Here is a 16794-nt window from a genome sequence, read left to right on the forward strand (position 1 = left end):
TCATCCCCGCAACGCACTAGCCGGGCGCTAACTCGACACCGCGACTCTCGCGTCCGCAAGCGGTCACAATCGCCAGCACAATCGCTACGATGACCACAGTCCCCGCCAGCACCGGCGAAAAGTTATGCATCTGTTCCGAGAGCTTCGTCTGAATTACGAGGTTGCGCGAAGTAAGCAGGTTGCCTAACTGGTACGCCAATCCGGGAAAGATCGCTCGCACCGGTCCAGGTGAAAGCTCCGTCAGATATGCCGGTACTACGCCCCACGCTCCCTGCACCATGAACTGCATCAGGAATGCCCCAAGTCCCAGTGACAGCGGCGTTTGACCATAGGCAAACAGGGGCACAATCGGGATAGCCAGCAGAGCGGCTGTAATAATTGCCCGCTTGCGCCCCCATTTCTCGGAGAGCGCACCAAAGACAAATCCGCCTGCCAGCGAGCCTACGTTATAGATGACTCCCAGCACGCCTACCATGCCAGGCGAAAACCCGCGCCCCTTGAGTAGAAAGGTCGGATACATATCCTGTGTTCCGTGCGAGAAGCTGGTGAACGCGGTCATGAGCAGGATCAAGAACAGAAATGTCGGTCCGTAAGAGATGAAATTGGCCAGCATCGGCGGCCTTCGAATACCAGCGAGCTTCTGCTTGCTGGCCTCCAGGCGTGCTGCCAACCATACTGGCGATTCATCCACATTGGAGCGCACAAAACCTACCAGCAGGGCAGGTGCAGCTCCCAGAACGAATAATCCTCGCCAGCCGATCCAATGAAAAAGCACTCCAAAGGCTGCTGCAGCAAGTAGATAGCCGATGGCGTACCCCTCCTGCAAAATGCCGGAAAAGATGCCGCGACCCTCGCGTGGCAGGCTTTCAAAGGTCAAAGCCGCGCCTACGCCCCAGACTCCGCCCATGGCCACGCCAAACAGCGCTCGCAACACCAGTAATGCACGCAGCGAGGGAGCAAAGGCGCATCCCAGCTCAATCGCGGAGTAGCAGAGGATATTCAGGATCAGGGTAGGTTTGCGTCCAAATCGGTCTGCCATTGCCCCAAAGAGAAAAGCCCCAACCGGCCGAAATGCGAGCGTGAGAAAAACCGCCTCCGCTACGCTCGAAACCGCCACATGAAACTCGCTCGCAATCGCCGGGATGCAGAAGACCAGCAGGAAGAAATCCAGCGCATCCAGCGTCCAGCTCAGAAACGCGGCTAAAAATGCATGACGCTGCGTGCGCGTCAGATTGCGAAAATGACCACGAATGGATCCAATTGCCCCAACAGACATACGCCGGAGCATAGCAGACAGGCCGCGTCTGGATGAAAATCTGTCGAGCAAATAATATTTGTTGCAACGAATACTTTTTCGCCGCATCTTTTGATTACTAGCCGTGGTTTCGGCAATACAGTTGTTTACACGGCTATCTTCTGCTTCGCTCTTTTACTGGAAGCCGAGACTCAGATTTCTAAGTACACCCGCAACCCAAATCGAAAGGAAATACATTTATGAAGCTTCTCAAGATCGCCTCTGGACTTCTCGTTCTTGCCGCCCCGTTCGCCATGGCTCAAACCTCCACCTGGAAGAGCGATTCGGCTCACAGCGAAGTGAATTTCGCCATCAAGCATCTCGGCGTTTCCAACATTCGCGGCCGTTTCGGCAAGGTTGATGCCACCATCACCCTCGACGAAAAAGACATCACCAAGTCCACAGTGAACGCCACCATCGACGTTACCGGCGTGGATACCGGCGAGGCGCCGCGTGACAATCACCTCAAGACAGATAGCTTTTTTGACGTGGCAAAGTACCCGACCGCGACCTTCGTGAGCACGAGCGTAGCCAAGAGCGGCGATGGACTCACTGTGACCGGCAACCTGACCCTTCACGGCGTGACCAAGCCAGTTGTTCTCCAGATCGAAGGACCGACCGCTCCGGTCGACGGTATGGACAAAAAGCCTCATATCGGTTTTTCGGGCAGGACCACCATTCATCGCACTGACTTCGGCATTGGCGCAGGTTTCCCAGCTGCGGTCGTAGGCGAAGATGTGCGGCTGACGATCGATCTGGATGTAGCCAAACAGTAATCGCGCAATGAATTGAAAGAAAAGACTTTGCACGGCCGGAGGCTGAATCCATCAGCCTCCGCAGTTTTAACTCATATTTGTTTTATCGGAGAGCGGAATGTCGTCAGGCTTGCCAGAAACAGAGCGTGCTGCCAGTTCTGCAAGTCCGGGCTTTTCGAGCCCCCAGGAAGAGGCGCTGTTAACCCTGATGCGTAGTGCAGATTGCCTGCATCGCACGCTACAGCAGCGGTTGAAGCCCTATGGCCTGACATCGACCCAATATAACGTACTGCGTATTTTGCGTGGCGCCAGATCTACCGGCCTCACCTGCTCCGCTATCGGGCAGCGAATGATTACGCCTGAGCCGGATATTACGCGGCTTCTTGCTCGCCTCAAGCTGCAAAAGCTCATCTCTCAGCAGCGCGATCAAAAAGACAGGCGCGTCCTATGGACACACATTACGGACCTGGGGCTGGAGCTTTTGTCTAAACTGAGTGACGTTATTGATCAAGCGCCGAAAGAGCTTTTCCAGAATCTCAATTCGGAGGAGCTGCGGAGTTTCATCCGGCTGCTGAACAAGGTGCAAGCCTGTAGTGAAAGGACCGTCGCAGCAAGTGATTCGGCGGGAAACAGGCCTCCCGTTACCGGGAAGCCATCTTCGCGACACTTGCAGCCAAACCCACTTCTTCCTCGCCCTCACCCTGAATAATCTTATGGTGCAGGCAATAGAGAGCCAGTTCGAGCCGGTCTGAAACGCCGAGCTTATCGTAGATTTTGCGCAGGTAGTTTTTGATTACCTGTTCCGTGGTTCCCAACTGATACGCAATTTCCTTATTCCGCTTACCCTGGGTAATACAGGTAATGATCGCCATCTCTTTTGGCGAAAGTCTAGGCTGGGTCCGCGGACTCACGAGTGCAGCGGCCTGCGAACGATAGGCCTCAATCACCAGATTGATGGACTGGTTATCGATCCAGGTCTCTCCCGAAGCAATCTTGCGGACGCACTTCACCAGCAAATCCGGTGAAATGGCGCGCGAAATAATGCCCCGAACTCCACGCCGGTAAAGTTCGACTGTGTGGCTCTCGTCGGAATAGGATGCCTGAACGATGATCTTGACGTCAGGCGCAAGGCGAAGCAGTTCAGGAATCGCATTCGCGGTTCCGGTCAGCATTCCGCCTTCTAATAGAACGACATCTGTAGGGTATCGCTGCACAGCCGCGTGCAGATTCTCGATCGAGTCGGCTTGCGCAACGACGCGAACATCATCCTCCAGGGCAAAGACTTTTCGTATACCAACGCGGTAAATGGCCTGAGAGTCCGCTAGAATGACGCGGATCGCACCCGGCTTGGCTGCCGAATCGTGAACTTCCCCTTCTGGAGAGTCTTCCAGAATATCCATTTTGATGATTGACATAGGTGCCTGCAGAATTACTGATCAGCGAATCGGTACTCATCAATTGTGGCGGCTGTATGGTAACCAGTTTGACTTGGGTAACAGCGTACCACACGTCCACGACAATGAACTAGTACGTCTCGGGGTGTGCCAAGAATCTCTCCCGGCATTCTCAAAGAGAATCCGATGGACGTCGCCGGGGTTACAGCTCGGTCCGTAATGAAGAGGACTCCGCTGGCGGAAACGTTACTCGTCACCGCTGCAAACTCCCCACCATCCGCTGATAAAACCACGGGAAGACTCAAAGGAAATCGCACCGCGCAGCGAACCTCCTGACGGGGCGCGCCTCCAGTGCTTGTTGGTGAAACAGGCAACTCTGGGATCGATAGATTCATCGGGCAACCATTCCTTTCAGGAAGCGTTACCAATACTGTAACTCAAGTTGAGTACTGCTGGACTGATACCAAAGTTTCTTTCACTCACGCAACTGTAACCTTCGCTTAAGTACTTCGTAAATAACCCTTCTGTGGTATCTGCTTCCTGCAATTGGAGATCCGGGAAAAGCGAAAACCAGTTACTTTGGTCACGGCCTTATCCGACGCCTGTCGGGTAGCCGCGAGGTTGGCTGCTTTTCTATATAGGCTGACTGCGCTCCTATATATATTGACCTCACGCCCGGCTCGATTCGGGTTTGTTCCCTAGGCTTAGGCCGTATAGGGTGTTCCGGTGCCGGAATCGGGCATTGGAATGGGACTGTGATTGTCGCGAATCGTTTCAGTCTCAGTCCAAACGGTGGTCTAGTCGGCGATCTAATCGGCGGTCAGGCCCAGAAAGCAGCCGAAGAGCCGACCCATTCCTGGTTTTTGTTGTGGTCTACGCCCATCATTTTTCCGCGTCCTAACCGCACCAGCGATAAGGCAGGCGTCAGTTCGCCTCCGTCGGGCCATAAATACAGGATGCGAATCTCTGCCTGAGTGAGCCCGTGTGGAGTCTTAACCGTAGGTTCAAAATACATCCGCTGCTGCAGGAGATAATCTCCACGTTGCTGCTCTGGTATCGCCAGCAAATCTCCTCGGCTGGGCGAGAACTGTATTCCTTTTCCTGCAAATGAGAACAGGGGTTTCAGCAACAGATTGTCATAAATGATCCCTGGATCATTCCCCTGGGGTAGAGAAACGCCCGCTGCCGCCAATTGGGTGTGGCCGGTTCCGTTTAGAAAATCTGTAAGAAATACCGCAGGTGGAACTACCGGATCACCAGCCGAAAGTTCAAGAGGGAATTTATTTTCCACGGAAGAATCATTTGCTGACTTCGAAAGCCACGGCACAGCATACTTGCTGATTAAAAAATACCAGTTAGGATGCCCGGCCCACTCTACATCCCACTCCTGAGTCAGGCGGAAGGGCAGTTCTATCCTGCGCGCGATCATCTCATCTGCAATCGCCCGATTGTAGATGCGATGGATGGGGATCAACTCCCCCTGGGCATTTCGATAATGCAGTTTTTTACCAATAGGAATGAGGCTTGTTATATCGACGACCGCGATTCCCAACGCTTTTGCCGTCAGCAAAAAATCGGGAAGCGTCTTCTGGTGCAACGGATCCACTTCCGTCAGCACAACATTTTCCGGCGCGTGATTGCCAAGCACGGTGCGGCGCAACAGTTCCCAGAACCCCGCCTCGGTTAAATCACCAAGGAAGGTACCGAGGGATTTTGGGAGATCGTAAGCATCCGCGTATGCATGGTTCAACAATGTCTGATAGGCGTACACAGACGGAAAAGCCTGGAGCTCCACGAGCCTTGGAACCAGGGTTCCTTTTCCATCGCGAACGAGCGCAAAATCTGCGGTCAGAAAATGAGGGTGCGAGGATTCTCCAGCCACGCAAAACTTCTCGGGAATGGAATTTCTGGCTCCCACTAGGTATTCCGGCCACCTGAGCAGGCGCTCCGTCAGCCGAATTCCGGCATCTGCCATCTCATTCAGGAGTGCCTTGGGGAGAAAAACGGGGGTTTCGGCCACCCGGAACTCCACTTTTGTACCCGAATCTGTATCCAAACGAGCCAATAAATTCCGATATTGCTCTGCCGTAAATCCAGTGTTAAAGGCAGCTCGTAATTTGTCGATCAAGTAATGCCTCCAACCGCGAAAGTAATCTCATTCCGTTGGAAAAGAGTTTATTACCACGCTTTTCCCATAATGAAAAGAGAATAGACCCTTAAATTTGACCATTTTACAGCTTTCGTTGTACTTCCATGAGGCGCTTTGCGGTAGGCTTTCCTTAGATTTGTCAAATTAGACGGAGATTTAACCATGACCTTTGCTGCTGTTTCCCCCCTTCGCATCCTGTCCGCGCTCGTTCTTACTGTCACTTCAACCGCTGCATTTGCCGGCCCTACCCTGCCGATGCCGAACCCGAAGGACATTCACTTCGTAGCTGAGAACGGTCCTACGTTGCCGATGCCGAACCCGAAGGATATTCACTTCGTAGCTGAGAACGGTCCTACGTTGCCGATGCCGAACCCGAAGGATATTCACTTCGTAGCTGAAAATGGCCCTACGTTGCCGATGCCTAACCCGAAGGATATTCACTTCGTAGCTGAGAACGGTCCTACGCTGCCGATGCCTAACCCGAAGGATATTCACTTCGTCGCCGAAAATGGTCCTACGTTGCCGATGCCGAACCCGAAGGATATTCACTTCGTCGCCGAAAATGGTCCTACGTTGCCGATGCCGAACCCGAAGGATATTCACTTCGTAGCTGAAAATGGCCCTACGTTGCCGATGCCGAACCCGAAGGATATTCACTTCGTCGCTGAAAATGGCCCTACGTTGCCGATGCCGAACCCGAAGGATATTCACTTCGTAGCTGAAAATGGCCCTACGCTGCCGATGCCGAACCCGAAGGATATTCACTTCGTCGCCGAGAATGGTCCTACGCTGCCGATGCCGAACCCGAAGGATATTCACTTCGTAGCTGAGAATGGCCCGACGTTGCCGATGCCTAATCCGAAGGATATCCACGTTGTAGCTGAGAACGGTCCTACGCTGCCGATGCCGAACCCGAAGGATATTCACTTCGTCGCCGAGAATGGTCCTACCCTGCCGATGCCGAACCCGAAGGATATTCACTTCGTAGCTGAGAATGGCCCGACGTTGCCGATGCCTAATCCGAAAGATATCCACTTTGTAGCTGAGAACGGCCCTACGTTGCCAATGCCGAACCCGAAGGACATTCACTTCGTAGCTGCCAGCGGCAACGTACTCTCGTAAGCTATTTATGTCGCTGGAAGAGCGATCGGATTACCCCGGTTTCTTTCTGGGTCGAGTTCGATCTTAAGTTGTATACAGACATTGGCTTCGTGCTGCTAGACTCTTTTTTGGAGGGACTTTTAACGTCCGCTCCTGGAGGCAACAGTGGCTCTCGACACGATCGTTTCAGTCGTGGGAATGTTGGGTGAAGCTACTGTCTCCATTCTCCTTTTGCGTCGTAAATCGTGGCGAACTCTGCCTTTCTTTTCGATATACGTTGCATGGAGTCTGCTGACCGATATTGTAGGAACTTACCTACTTATCTATAAGATTCCAGACGCCTATAACCGTTTTTACCTTATCTACACGCCGGTAGATGCGTGTCTTCAATTTACTGTGCTGGTTGAGTTGGCCCGGTCGGTTCTAAGCCCGGTTCGTAAAATTCTCCCCCGTGGCACTACGATCATCCTGGGATTACTTGTCGCTCTTGCCGGGCTTGCGATCTGGCCTTTGGCGGGTACGACCGTTCCTCAGGATATTTCTTCCAATGCTCGTTTCTATGTTCACTTTCAAGAGACGATCGCGATATTACGAGTTGTCTGCTTCCTGGTGCTGGCGGGCTTCAGCCAGGTTTTGTCGATCGGATGGCGTGATCGCGAACTTCAGATAGCAACCGGGCTCGGTTTTTTCTCGATAGTCAGCCTCATGGTGGCCGTTCTTCACTCCCACCAGGTTGAAATTGGGGCTCAATATCTCCGGCTTTATCAGGCTGTAACGTTTAGTTACCTCGGTACACTGTTCTATTGGGTGGTGAGTTTTAGCACTAAAGAGCAAGAACGCAAAGAATTCAGTCCACAAATGCAAAACTTTCTGTTACAAATGGGTGGTGGGGCGCGTGCTGGTCGAATCGCGCTTACCGATTTGCCCGCAGAACGCTCGAAACAAAAGGATAAGTAATGCTTTTTCCGTTACTACAAATCGCAATCGTGAGTGCCTTACTGGTGTACTTTGGCCAGTGGCGTCGCAACATGCGTCGTCGCAATGTCCAAAGTTGGGATGGCCTTCTCGGCCAGCTTCGTTCCGACTGGAGCGCACGTGATCTGAGCGATCAGTTTCTGTGGAAGGAAGGCCTGAACGCGACCACCGACGATATCTGGCAGCGTCTGGATGGCCCCAAGGGGCTTTGGGCGATGTTTCAGAATGCGCGCGTCATGCTTGAAATGGCTGATTACGCCAAGCGCAACTCTTCGGAATTGAATCCCATCGATCCAATGATTCTGGAAGCTCTTCGCAGCGATGCCATGCAGATTCGCCTTTGCGTTCTGATGGCCCTCGGTCAATATGCGTTGAGCAAGGCAACTGCAGGCGTGAAGGTCAATGCCTTCCGCGCAGCCAGCCTCTACAGTGGCATGGCAGCACGCATGACCATCCTGCTTCAGGACCACGCGGCACTCGTCCTACCGGACTTCGTCGCAGCGATGTAATTCTCTCCCAGAACGAAAAGAAGCCCCGGACCTGCTTCAGGTCCGGGGCTTTTGCTTTGTCTGAAGTCAGGCTAGACCGGATTTTCAGAGAGGAACTTGCCAATGAGCGCAAACTCTTCCTCGCTCAGCCGGAAGTGTAGTGCCGCCGCTAATTCCTTGACCTGTTCTCCGCTTCGTCCGCCGACAATCGCCGCCGTGATCGCTGGATTATGCAGTGTCCAGGCGACAGCCACAACTCCTGGCTGTACTCCGTGTGCAGAGCCGATCTCGCGTAGAAGCTCGACCAGTCGCATATTTCGGCTTAGCCGAGGTTCGTTGAACTCTATCGCCTTGCGCCGCCAGTCATCCGCAGGCATCGCGGCTACCCGTTCAGCGCTCATCCGCCCGGTCAACAAACCGCTGACCATGGGGGAGTAGTTGATGACTCCGATGTTGTTCTGTTCACAATACGGCAGAATTTCAGCCGCCACTGCCGGACGCAGCATTGAGTAAGGAGGCTGCAGGGAAGTAATAGGCGCGATTTCCTGGGCTCGCTTCATCTGGTTCACGTCAAAGTTGGACACACCGATCCAGCGAATTTTGCCAGCTTTTTGTTGTTTCGCCAGTTCAGCCCAACCTTCTTCGATTTCCTCGTTGGGTTTGGGCCAATGTATCTGGTAGAGATCAATCGTCTCGACGCCCAGGCGCCGTAGAGATGCCTCCAGCTCTTCTGCTACTGAAGCGGCCTTGATGCTGTGGTAAATCTGACGGTCGGCGTTCCAGCGCATTGAGCATTTCGTAAAGACCAGCGGTTTGTATGCGCTGCTCTTCACCGCTTTCCCAACGATTTCTTCAGAGTGTCCCAGCCCGTAAACGGCGGCTGTATCGATCCAGTTGATGCCCGCGTCAAGAGCGGCGTGAATAGCGTGTATGGAGTCCGTATCTTCCTGGGCGCCCCAGCCAAAATCCCAATTGCCACCGCCAATGGCCCATGCGCCAAAGCCGATCGCCGTCAGTTTGAGGTCTGAGTTGCCAAGTTGTTTCAAGGGAAGGGAAGCTGTCTCGGTCATATGTCCAGCATAGACGCACAGGGCGAGCGATAGGCCGCATGGAAACGACCTATCGCTCTATTGATTTATATGATTGGGAGAGTAAGCAGCTTCATGCGCTTGCTCTGGAGTGGCAGTTCAAGCTGCGATTAGAAACCGTCCATCGCGCATGATCTGTTCCTGGCCATCCGCAGACTCCAGCCAGATATTGAACCCTAGCCCCACCACATCGATATGTGTACCGGAGCGCCAGGGCGCGCCCGTGTGTTCGCCGTAGGGATTGCCAAAGGCTATATGAATCCCGGGAAATTTCTCATCCTGCAAGATGTTTCCGATCACTCGTTCAACGCCAAGGTTGGTCCCAATTGCAAACTCGCCGACTCGATCCGAATTCTCATCGGTATGCGTGTAGGCCCAGAAGTCGGCCTCAAGCGCCTTGTTCGAGCTTGAGCAGCTAACAATCCGGTTTCCGGCAATCTCAATCGTCAGCGGAGTCTCATGTAGCAGCCCGTAGCGCGCGCACAGCCAGTCGCCAACGACGCCATCCACTACAAAACGGCCGTTGACCTCACCCGGCGAGGTAAAACACTCCCCACCGGGCAGATTGCCCCACTTTTCCGGACTGATGATTCCGCTTGTCTTGAACCACTTGTATCCCGGATTCATTTCGGCGGTGATATCGGTTCCGGCGGCGGTTGTCGCGCGAATCCGTGTTGCTTTCTTTACCCGGTCCAGCACCTGCTGCGAAAGCCGGTCCACGAGGTTGAAATCCGCTCGCATCCCCTGGCACATAATCTCGGCGGTGATATTCACCATATGCGCATGGCGCATGTGGCGGCGATTTACTACATCGGTCATCTGCATCCGCGAACGCAGCTCATTCTGCTGCACTTGCACGGCAAAGATCGACACCTGCGAACTCTCCATATCGGCCAGCACTTCACTGGGCATCTCCAGCAGCGGGCGCGGCGCCAGATCTTCCAGGAGAAATGCATTCCATTCGCAGCCACGTGCCGCCAGTTGCTCGCCAATAGAGGCTGCAATCTGTTCCGTTGCCCGGTCGGTTATCAGAGTCACCTTTTCCGACGGTTCGATGCGCAGGCAGGTCGTCACAGCGGACTGCGCACCAGGCGCAAATTCGATCGGATAGGGAAGATGCAAGAGTTCTTTGGCAGTTGATGTCACGCGGACTCCGAAATCGGGCGGTCAAAACACGCCATGATCTTCTTTGAGCCTACCGGAAATTTCACCCAATTGAAATGAGAAGAATCTAGCGCTTTCTGATAGGGATGCCCCTTAAACGGATGTTCTTTTTATCAAAAGAGCGATTCGAACGTTTCAATATATGAACAGCCCTGCGTTGGATGGATCAATTCAAGTTATTCATAATAATACGCTTAACTCTAAACTAAAGTAACCATCCTGATGCTCTGACGGGAAATTTAACCACTGTTCACGTTTTGTTAAATTTGCCCCAAGTCACTGCTTCCTATGCTTGTCGCTATGAAACTAACGATAAGAAACCTTTCTATTTCTTTTTTGGCAGGCCTGCTATTCATTCTGGGAAGTACGCTCGCCAGGGCGCAGTTTGAAGACGGCAGCCTAGTTGGCACCATTCACGATCCAAGCGGCGCAGCTATTCCGGGCGCGATGGTCTCAGCCACGAACAACGCTACCGGCATCGTCGCCAAAGCCGCTGCCAACGCCACGGGCGATTATGAGTTCCCGTCGCTCCGCGTAGGGGTATACACCGTCCGTGCCGAGGCGCAGGGCTTTTCGGCAGCCGTTGCCCAGGAGATCAACATCTCCGTTGCGGGCCGCACCCGTATCAATCTTGAATTGAAGATCGGTGGAACGGAAAACACGGTCGAAGTAACCGGCGTCTCCCTCGCGCTGGAGACTGAGACCAGCGAACGCGGTCAGAATATCTCCAATTACCAGACCGAAGCACTGCCACTGGTCTCGCGGCAATACTCCGATTTGCTCGGCCTCGTAACCGGCTCACGGCAGGCACCTACGGCTGCGACCACCACGGCAGCCACCAGCCTCGTTCGCGCCGGATCCTACAATGTCAATGGCCAGCGCAGCATGTTCAATAACTTCCTGCTCGACGGTATGGACAACAACGCTTACGGTGAGAGCAATCAGGGTTTTGACAACCAGATCATCGCTCCTCCGCCTGACTCTATCGCGCAGTTTGAGGTCGTCACCAATAACGAAAGCGCGCAGTATGGCCGCTCTTCCGGCGCGACCATCAACGTTGCCTCGGCCAGCGGAACCAATAAGTTTCACACGACTCTCTACGAATTCATCCGCAACACCGACCTGAACGCTGCTGGTTTTTTCAAGCCTACGGTTGGCACCACGCCGTTCCAGAAGCCGGTATTCAACCGCAATCAGTTCGGCTTCAACCTCGGTGGACCTATTCTGAAAGACAAGCTCTTCTTCTTTCTGGATTACGAAGGCTTCCGCCAGACACTCAAGCCGCTTGTCGTCCTGACGATGCCTACGCAGGCTGAACTGAAGGGCGTTCTGGCTGTGGATGTTCAGGACCCGCTTGCCCCCGGCACCGTTTATAAGGCCGGTACCTCGCTGCTGACCTCGCCTGATATTTCGCCGCTCTCCCGGCAACTTCTCGGCTATTTCAGCGGGCTGCAGAATCTTCCGCTCTCTGGCGCAGCAGGTTCAGGCCTCGCATCGAACGACTACCCGAGCGAAGCACCCTTCACCGACAACTCCGACAAGGGCAGCCTGCGGCTTGACTACCAGGAGAATGCCAGCAGCTCCTGGTTCCTGCACATCAGTGATCGTAAGGAAACCGGCATCAACTACCCGACAATTCCGCTGCCTCTCGACGGCCAGACCAACGGTCGTACGTTGATTCATGACGAGCAGGTAGCTGCCGGTTACACGCATCTCTTTGGGTCCAACAAGGTTCTCGACGCACGCCTCGGCCTCTCAGGTACACGCGGCGGCAAGTTCTCGCTGTCGATTGGCGACGATGCCTTTAATATCCCTGGTCTGCCGACCGACCCAACCGTAGCGGGTGGACTGCCGTCCACGTCCATCACGGGTGGATACACTGCTTTTGGCCGCCAGAGCACCAATCCGCAATGGCAATATCCCTCGCTGCTCGACCCCAAGATTAATTACTCCTGGGTGCGCGGCCATCACTCCTTCAAGTTCGGCTACGAGTTCGAGCATGTCTGGATGGAAGTTCAGGACTCCAACCCGCTCTACGGCTCCTTCTCTTACGGCGGCGGTTTCAGCGCCTGCCCGCTTCTCGCAGACGGATCGACCGATCCCAACTGCGCTAATCCCAAGGCCGCCGCCGACACCTACTGGGCTGACTTCCTCTTTGGAACCACCAACAACTACGCTCTCGCCACCTACTTCCTCGCGCACCTGCTCCAGACTATGCACAGCACGTACGCGCAGGATGACTGGCATGCTACCTCCAAGCTGACGCTCAATCTTGGCCTCCGCTGGGAGTATGGTTCGCCTTACTCGGAAGTACACAACCACCTCTCCAACTTCGATCCGACCGCCACGTCCACGGCGACAGCCCTGCTGCTCGCCAAAAGCGGAAGCACCTACGATCGCACCCTGGTCAATCCGGATTACGCTGACTGGGCCCCGCGCCTGGGCTTTGCCTATGCAGTTACGCCAAAGTTCGCGGTTCGCGGCGGATACGGTATCAGCTATATCCACTACACGCGCGCGGGTTCAGGCGACATCCTGGCCATCAACGCGCCGTTTGCGCTCTTTGTCTCCGTACCGCAGAAGCCCAACACTGCTGGCTATCGGACCGTTGACCAGGGCTTCCCACAGGGCCTGGCCTCGAACTTCAATCCGGCTACGGACAACATCACCTACATCCCCAGGGACACCCGCGATAGCCGCGTTCAGAGCTACTTCCTCAGCGGGCAATACGAACTGGCAAAGAACACTATCCTCGACATCGCTTACGTCGGCAACATTGGCGGTCGCCTACAGGGCTTCCTGAATGCTAACCAGATCAATCCCGCGAAGGGCTTTACCCGTCCCTACGCCAACATCTGGCCCAGCGATATTACAGAAGCGCTGAACGGCTTCAAGTCCAACTACAACTCGCTCCAGGCGCGTTATGAACAGCGCTTTGTTGCCGGTCTGACGTTGCTCAACTCCTTCACCTGGTCGCATGCGCTCGATAACGCCAGCGCCTCGCTTGAGGGCAACACGCCTTCTCCGCAGGATGGCAACAACATCCAGGCGGACTATAGCCAGTCTGACTACAATCTGCCCATCGCCAACGTGACCAGCCTCGTATACGACCTACCTGTGGGGCATGGACGGCGCTTTATGGCCAGCAGCAATCGAGTTACGGAAGCCGTTCTCGGTGGATGGCAAATCAGCGCTATCAACACCATGCAGGCCGGAACGCCTTTCAACCTCGGTTACACGCCTAACTCAGCCAACGCCGTTTCACCGCAAATCACGGCGACTTATCGCGGAGCCAATGAATACCGCCCTAACGTCGTCCCCGGCGTGAAGCCATTTGAGAAGACGACGCTCTCCAGTGGTTATATCCAGTATGTGAACTACGCAGCTTACACACTGCCCGGCACGAAAGATGCGAGCGGTGCCCTCCTCAGCCCATTCGGTAACGCCAGCCGCAACCCGGGCCGAACGCCGGCGTATTACACAACCGATCTGGACTTTAACAAACGCTTCAACACTCCGATTGACGGCATGAAGGTTGAGTTCCGCGGCGAACTCTATAACGTCTTCAATCACACGAACCTCTACCTGCCCTCCAGCGGCCTGGGCGGAGTCCCGGGCAGCGCGCCTACCAGCGGAGGCACAATCACCAGCACCTTTGAGCCGCGTATCGTGCAGTTCGGTCTCAAGGTCATCTACTAAACCAGTTCCAATTCCGAAGGAACACAGGTACCCAGGTCTCAAACCAGAGACCTGGGCTTTTTATATAAAGCACAAATGTTTGTCCTAATAACTCTCTTTACACTCACCAATCGCAGGCATACTCTGTCCAAAGGTAACTTCTGCGGTGAGGTGCCAGATGAAACGAATCCTTTTTCCACTTCTGCTCCTGACGACATTGCCAGCCCTAAGCCAACAAACTCAGCAGTCACAGAGGGGCCTCATCCTCAACGACTCCGGAGTATTTGTATTCGAACCGGCGAATGATGCCGGATGCGAGGAGAAGATCGTCCGCGCCTCTTTTAACCGGCCCGCACAGCTAATACTGGTTGCCGCGTCCGACAGGCATTCCGCCGCAGACAAACGTTCCGCTGCTGTACCGACGCTCACGGTGCATGTTACAAATCAAAGCACAAAGCCAGTTAGAGCCGTGGAACTGCTCGCTCGTTTCAAAGTCAAAGATAGTCCCTATCAACTGGACTCCACCATACGCGAGCTTCCGCTGCATCTCTCCATTGGCGAGGGCTCACAGCAGCTTGCCCTGGCTGAGTCCGTGCTGGGCTTTGAGAGTCTATCTATCGAACAAGTCACCTACGCCGACGGCACGACGTGGAAGCCAGCCCAGCACACTTGCAGTTATCATCCGACTCCAAGCCCGTCATTGGTGGCCAGATAGCAGCGTTAGTCCTCGAAGATGAGCGGGAAGATGCGGGGGAAGATAGGCTAATAGAGCCGTCAGAACAAGCCCGCCGCCGTCTCCTCCGCCATGTAATCCACAACGGCGTTGAGATCTCCGCCCGTTCGTTCAAACACTGCTAACTGCCGGTCAGCCCCCGTGCCTGTTTCAAGAATATGGCGAATGTCTTCGACCGCGCTTCTGCTGCCTAACTCATCCAGTTCCGGATCGACTAACTCAAGATACTCCAGGATAAGTTCGCGCTCCGGTACTTCCTGCTCCTTGCCGAAGTCAATCAGGTTGCCATCTAACCCATAACGCACGGCGCGAAACTTGTTCTCCATCAGCAATGGCCGCGCGTATTGGCGAAAGTCCAGGTTGCGCTCGTGAAGACGGCATAACATTGCCGCCGTGGCCTGAATCAATGCCGCAACTGCAATCGACTCCGAAGCACGGAGAGGAATATCGCAGGCCCTCACCTCGACCGTATCGAAGTAGGGATGCGGTCGAATATCCCACCATATTTTCTTGGCATCATCGATGCATTTGGTCTTGATCAGCAGGTTGACATAGTTCTCAAAAGCGGAATAACTCGCAAACTCATCCGGAATGCCCGTGCGTGGGAAGGTTTCAAACACTTTGGCGCGATAGCCTTTGTAACCCGTATTCAACCCGAGCCAAAAAGGTGAGTTAGTCGTAAGCGCCATGATATGCGGCAGAAAGTAGCGCATCGAATTCATGGTGCGAATCGCCACCTCACGATCCTCGATGCCGATATGCACATGCAAGCCGAAGATCAGGTTGGATCGCGCGACTAACTGCAGGTCCTTCACCACCTGGCGATAGCGCGGGTCGGGATGGATCTCCTGCTTTCTCCAGTCTGCAAAAGGGTGAGTAGCGCCGGCGACCAACGTGAGTTGATTCTCCTTTGCCAGCCGGATCATCTGCCGCCGCAGGTCGTATAAGTCTTCGCGCGCTTCTTCGATGTTGTGGCAGATGCGCGTTCCTACCTCGACAACGGACTGGTGCATCTCTGCCTTGACGCGCTCTTCAAGACGCATCTTGCCCTGCGAAAGCATCTCCGTAGCAATATGAGAGCGCAGGTCACGGGTGACAGGATCGATTGTCTGGTATTCCTCTTCAATGCCGAGCGTAAAGGATGGCCGCATGGAATCTCCTGTCAGGGTTTTTCACAGCTTTCCGCCAATTGTAAGGCCCACATCCGGATCTAAAGACAACATCAAAACATTTCGCCATATATTCGCCTTTTGCGTTAAGATAAACGTGCGTGCAATGAACCTCTTTTCCCAATTCGAAACTGAACCCACCCATGAGGAACTTTTCCCTGGAGCCGTTCTGATGCGAGGCCTGGCGCTTCCGCTGGATAGGGAACTCCTTGCTGCTGTTGAAGATATCGCTACTGTAATCCCATTTCGCCACATGACGACGTCGGGCGGGCTGAAAATGCATGTGGTCAGTACGGGGTGTGGGCCGCGCCAGGTCCATGATCGCGTCCCATTTCGGTACGGCGCCCCATCGTCTGTGCCGTCCATGCCAGGTTTCCCTGATTCACCCCAGGCAACAGAGAATCATGCGCGGCCTCCGATGCCGGAAGTTTTTCATTCGTTTGCGATTCAAGCTGCAACTCTCGCCGGTTTCCCGCGCTTTCGTCCCGACTCTGGGCACATCAATCGCTATCACGCTGGAATCAAACTCGGCCTTCATCAGGACCGCGACGAAAACGACCTGCGTCAACCCATCGTGAGCGTCTCGCTGGGGCTGTCAGCAGTGTTTTTGCTCGGCGGCCTGGAACGAAGTGAGAAACCGCGCCACATTCTGCTTGAGCATGGAGATGTAATTGTCTGGGGTGGTCCATCGCGCCTGCGCTTCCACGGTGTACAGCCGCTGAAGCCCGGCAGCCATCTACTCACCGGTGTGTACCGCTATAACCTGACCTTCCGCAAGACGCACTAAGTTGTCTCGCAGATGAAAC

General features: G+C 54.5%; 15 protein-coding genes. 8 read left to right on the plus strand and 7 right to left on the minus strand.

Annotation, left to right across the window (positions count from 1 at the left end; genetic code table 11):
- Nucleotides 1-16: 16 nt before the first annotated feature.
- Nucleotides 17-1288 (minus strand): MFS transporter, encoded by a 1272-nt coding sequence (locus tag OHL19_RS17950; protein WP_263359182.1) that lies wholly within the window; start codon nt 1286-1288, stop codon nt 17-19.
- A 206-nt stretch (nt 1289-1494) separates the two neighbouring features.
- On the opposite strand from OHL19_RS17950, the gene OHL19_RS17955 reads away from it, so the two are divergent.
- Together OHL19_RS17955 and OHL19_RS17960 are read left to right on the plus strand one after the other, a co-directional pair.
- Entirely contained in the window at nt 1495-2070 is a 576-nt protein-coding gene (locus tag OHL19_RS17955; RefSeq protein ID WP_263359183.1) for a YceI family protein, read from the plus strand.
- A gap of 97 nt (nt 2071-2167) precedes the next feature.
- A complete protein-coding gene (locus OHL19_RS17960) occupies nt 2168-2758 on the plus strand; it encodes a MarR family winged helix-turn-helix transcriptional regulator (protein ID WP_263359184.1) in 591 nt (196 codons plus the stop codon).
- Here the strand turns inward: OHL19_RS17960 and OHL19_RS17965 are convergent.
- The 3 genes from OHL19_RS17965 to OHL19_RS17975 all read right to left on the minus strand — a co-directional run bounded on the left by OHL19_RS17965 (nt 2691) and on the right by OHL19_RS17975 (nt 5463).
- Nucleotides 2691-3464 carry a LuxR C-terminal-related transcriptional regulator gene (locus tag OHL19_RS17965; protein WP_263359185.1) on the minus strand — a complete coding sequence of 258 codons (774 nt, stop codon included), beginning with the start codon at nt 3462-3464 and terminating at the stop codon, nt 2691-2693. The genes OHL19_RS17960 and OHL19_RS17965 overlap by 68 nt on opposite strands.
- A gap of 14 nt (nt 3465-3478) precedes the next feature.
- A complete protein-coding gene (locus OHL19_RS17970) occupies nt 3479-3838 on the minus strand; it encodes a PilZ domain-containing protein (protein ID WP_263359187.1) in 360 nt (119 codons plus the stop codon).
- 425 nt (nt 3839-4263) lie between these two features.
- Nucleotides 4264-5463 (minus strand): hypothetical protein, encoded by a 1200-nt coding sequence (locus tag OHL19_RS17975; RefSeq protein ID WP_263359189.1) that lies wholly within the window; start codon nt 5461-5463, stop codon nt 4264-4266.
- Nucleotides 5464-5754: 291 nt separating this feature from the next.
- Between OHL19_RS17975 and OHL19_RS17980 the strand changes: the two genes are divergently transcribed.
- The 3 genes from OHL19_RS17980 to OHL19_RS17990 all read left to right on the plus strand — a co-directional run bounded on the left by OHL19_RS17980 (nt 5755) and on the right by OHL19_RS17990 (nt 8177).
- Nucleotides 5755-6714 carry a hypothetical protein gene (locus tag OHL19_RS17980; protein ID WP_263359190.1) on the plus strand — a complete coding sequence of 320 codons (960 nt, stop codon included), beginning with the start codon at nt 5755-5757 and terminating at the stop codon, nt 6712-6714.
- 144 nt (nt 6715-6858) lie between these two features.
- Entirely contained in the window at nt 6859-7650 is a 792-nt protein-coding gene (locus OHL19_RS17985) for a hypothetical protein (RefSeq protein WP_263359191.1), read from the plus strand.
- On the plus strand, nt 7650-8177 hold the full coding sequence (locus tag OHL19_RS17990) for a hypothetical protein (protein ID WP_263359193.1): 528 nt from the start codon (nt 7650-7652) through the stop codon (nt 8175-8177). The genes OHL19_RS17985 and OHL19_RS17990 overlap by 1 nt, the downstream gene beginning before the upstream one ends.
- Before the next feature lie 71 nt (nt 8178-8248).
- Here the strand turns inward: OHL19_RS17990 and OHL19_RS17995 are convergent, their stop codons facing one another.
- Nucleotides 8249-9226 (minus strand): aldo/keto reductase, encoded by a 978-nt coding sequence (locus tag OHL19_RS17995; RefSeq protein WP_263359194.1) that lies wholly within the window; start codon nt 9224-9226, stop codon nt 8249-8251.
- Nucleotides 9227-9343: 117 nt separating this feature from the next.
- The gene (locus tag OHL19_RS18000) at nt 9344-10390 is read right to left on the minus strand and encodes an aminopeptidase (protein ID WP_263359197.1); all 1047 of its coding nucleotides are present in this window, start codon (nt 10388-10390) and stop codon (nt 9344-9346) included.
- 318 nt (nt 10391-10708) lie between these two features.
- Between OHL19_RS18000 and OHL19_RS18005 the strand changes: the two genes are divergently transcribed.
- On the plus strand, nt 10709-14107 hold the full coding sequence (locus OHL19_RS18005) for a TonB-dependent receptor (RefSeq protein ID WP_263359198.1): 3399 nt from the start codon (nt 10709-10711) through the stop codon (nt 14105-14107).
- A gap of 157 nt (nt 14108-14264) precedes the next feature.
- A complete protein-coding gene (locus OHL19_RS18010) occupies nt 14265-14801 on the plus strand; it encodes a hypothetical protein (protein WP_263359199.1) in 537 nt (178 codons plus the stop codon).
- 59 nt (nt 14802-14860) lie between these two features.
- On the opposite strand, the gene OHL19_RS18015 is transcribed toward OHL19_RS18010, so the two are convergent.
- Nucleotides 14861-15970 carry a carboxylate-amine ligase gene (locus OHL19_RS18015; RefSeq protein WP_263359200.1) on the minus strand — a complete coding sequence of 370 codons (1110 nt, stop codon included), beginning with the start codon at nt 15968-15970 and terminating at the stop codon, nt 14861-14863.
- A gap of 190 nt (nt 15971-16160) precedes the next feature.
- Here OHL19_RS18015 and OHL19_RS18020 point away from each other — a divergent pair, with 190 nt between their 5' ends.
- Nucleotides 16161-16775, plus strand: a complete 615-nt coding sequence (locus OHL19_RS18020; protein WP_263359202.1) for an alpha-ketoglutarate-dependent dioxygenase AlkB — start codon at nt 16161-16163, stop codon at nt 16773-16775.
- Nucleotides 16776-16794: the final 19 nt, after the last annotated feature.

Origin of the sequence: Acidicapsa ligni, from assembly GCF_025685655.1 — a bacterium.
GTDB lineage: Bacteria > Acidobacteriota > Terriglobia > Terriglobales > Acidobacteriaceae > Acidicapsa > Acidicapsa ligni.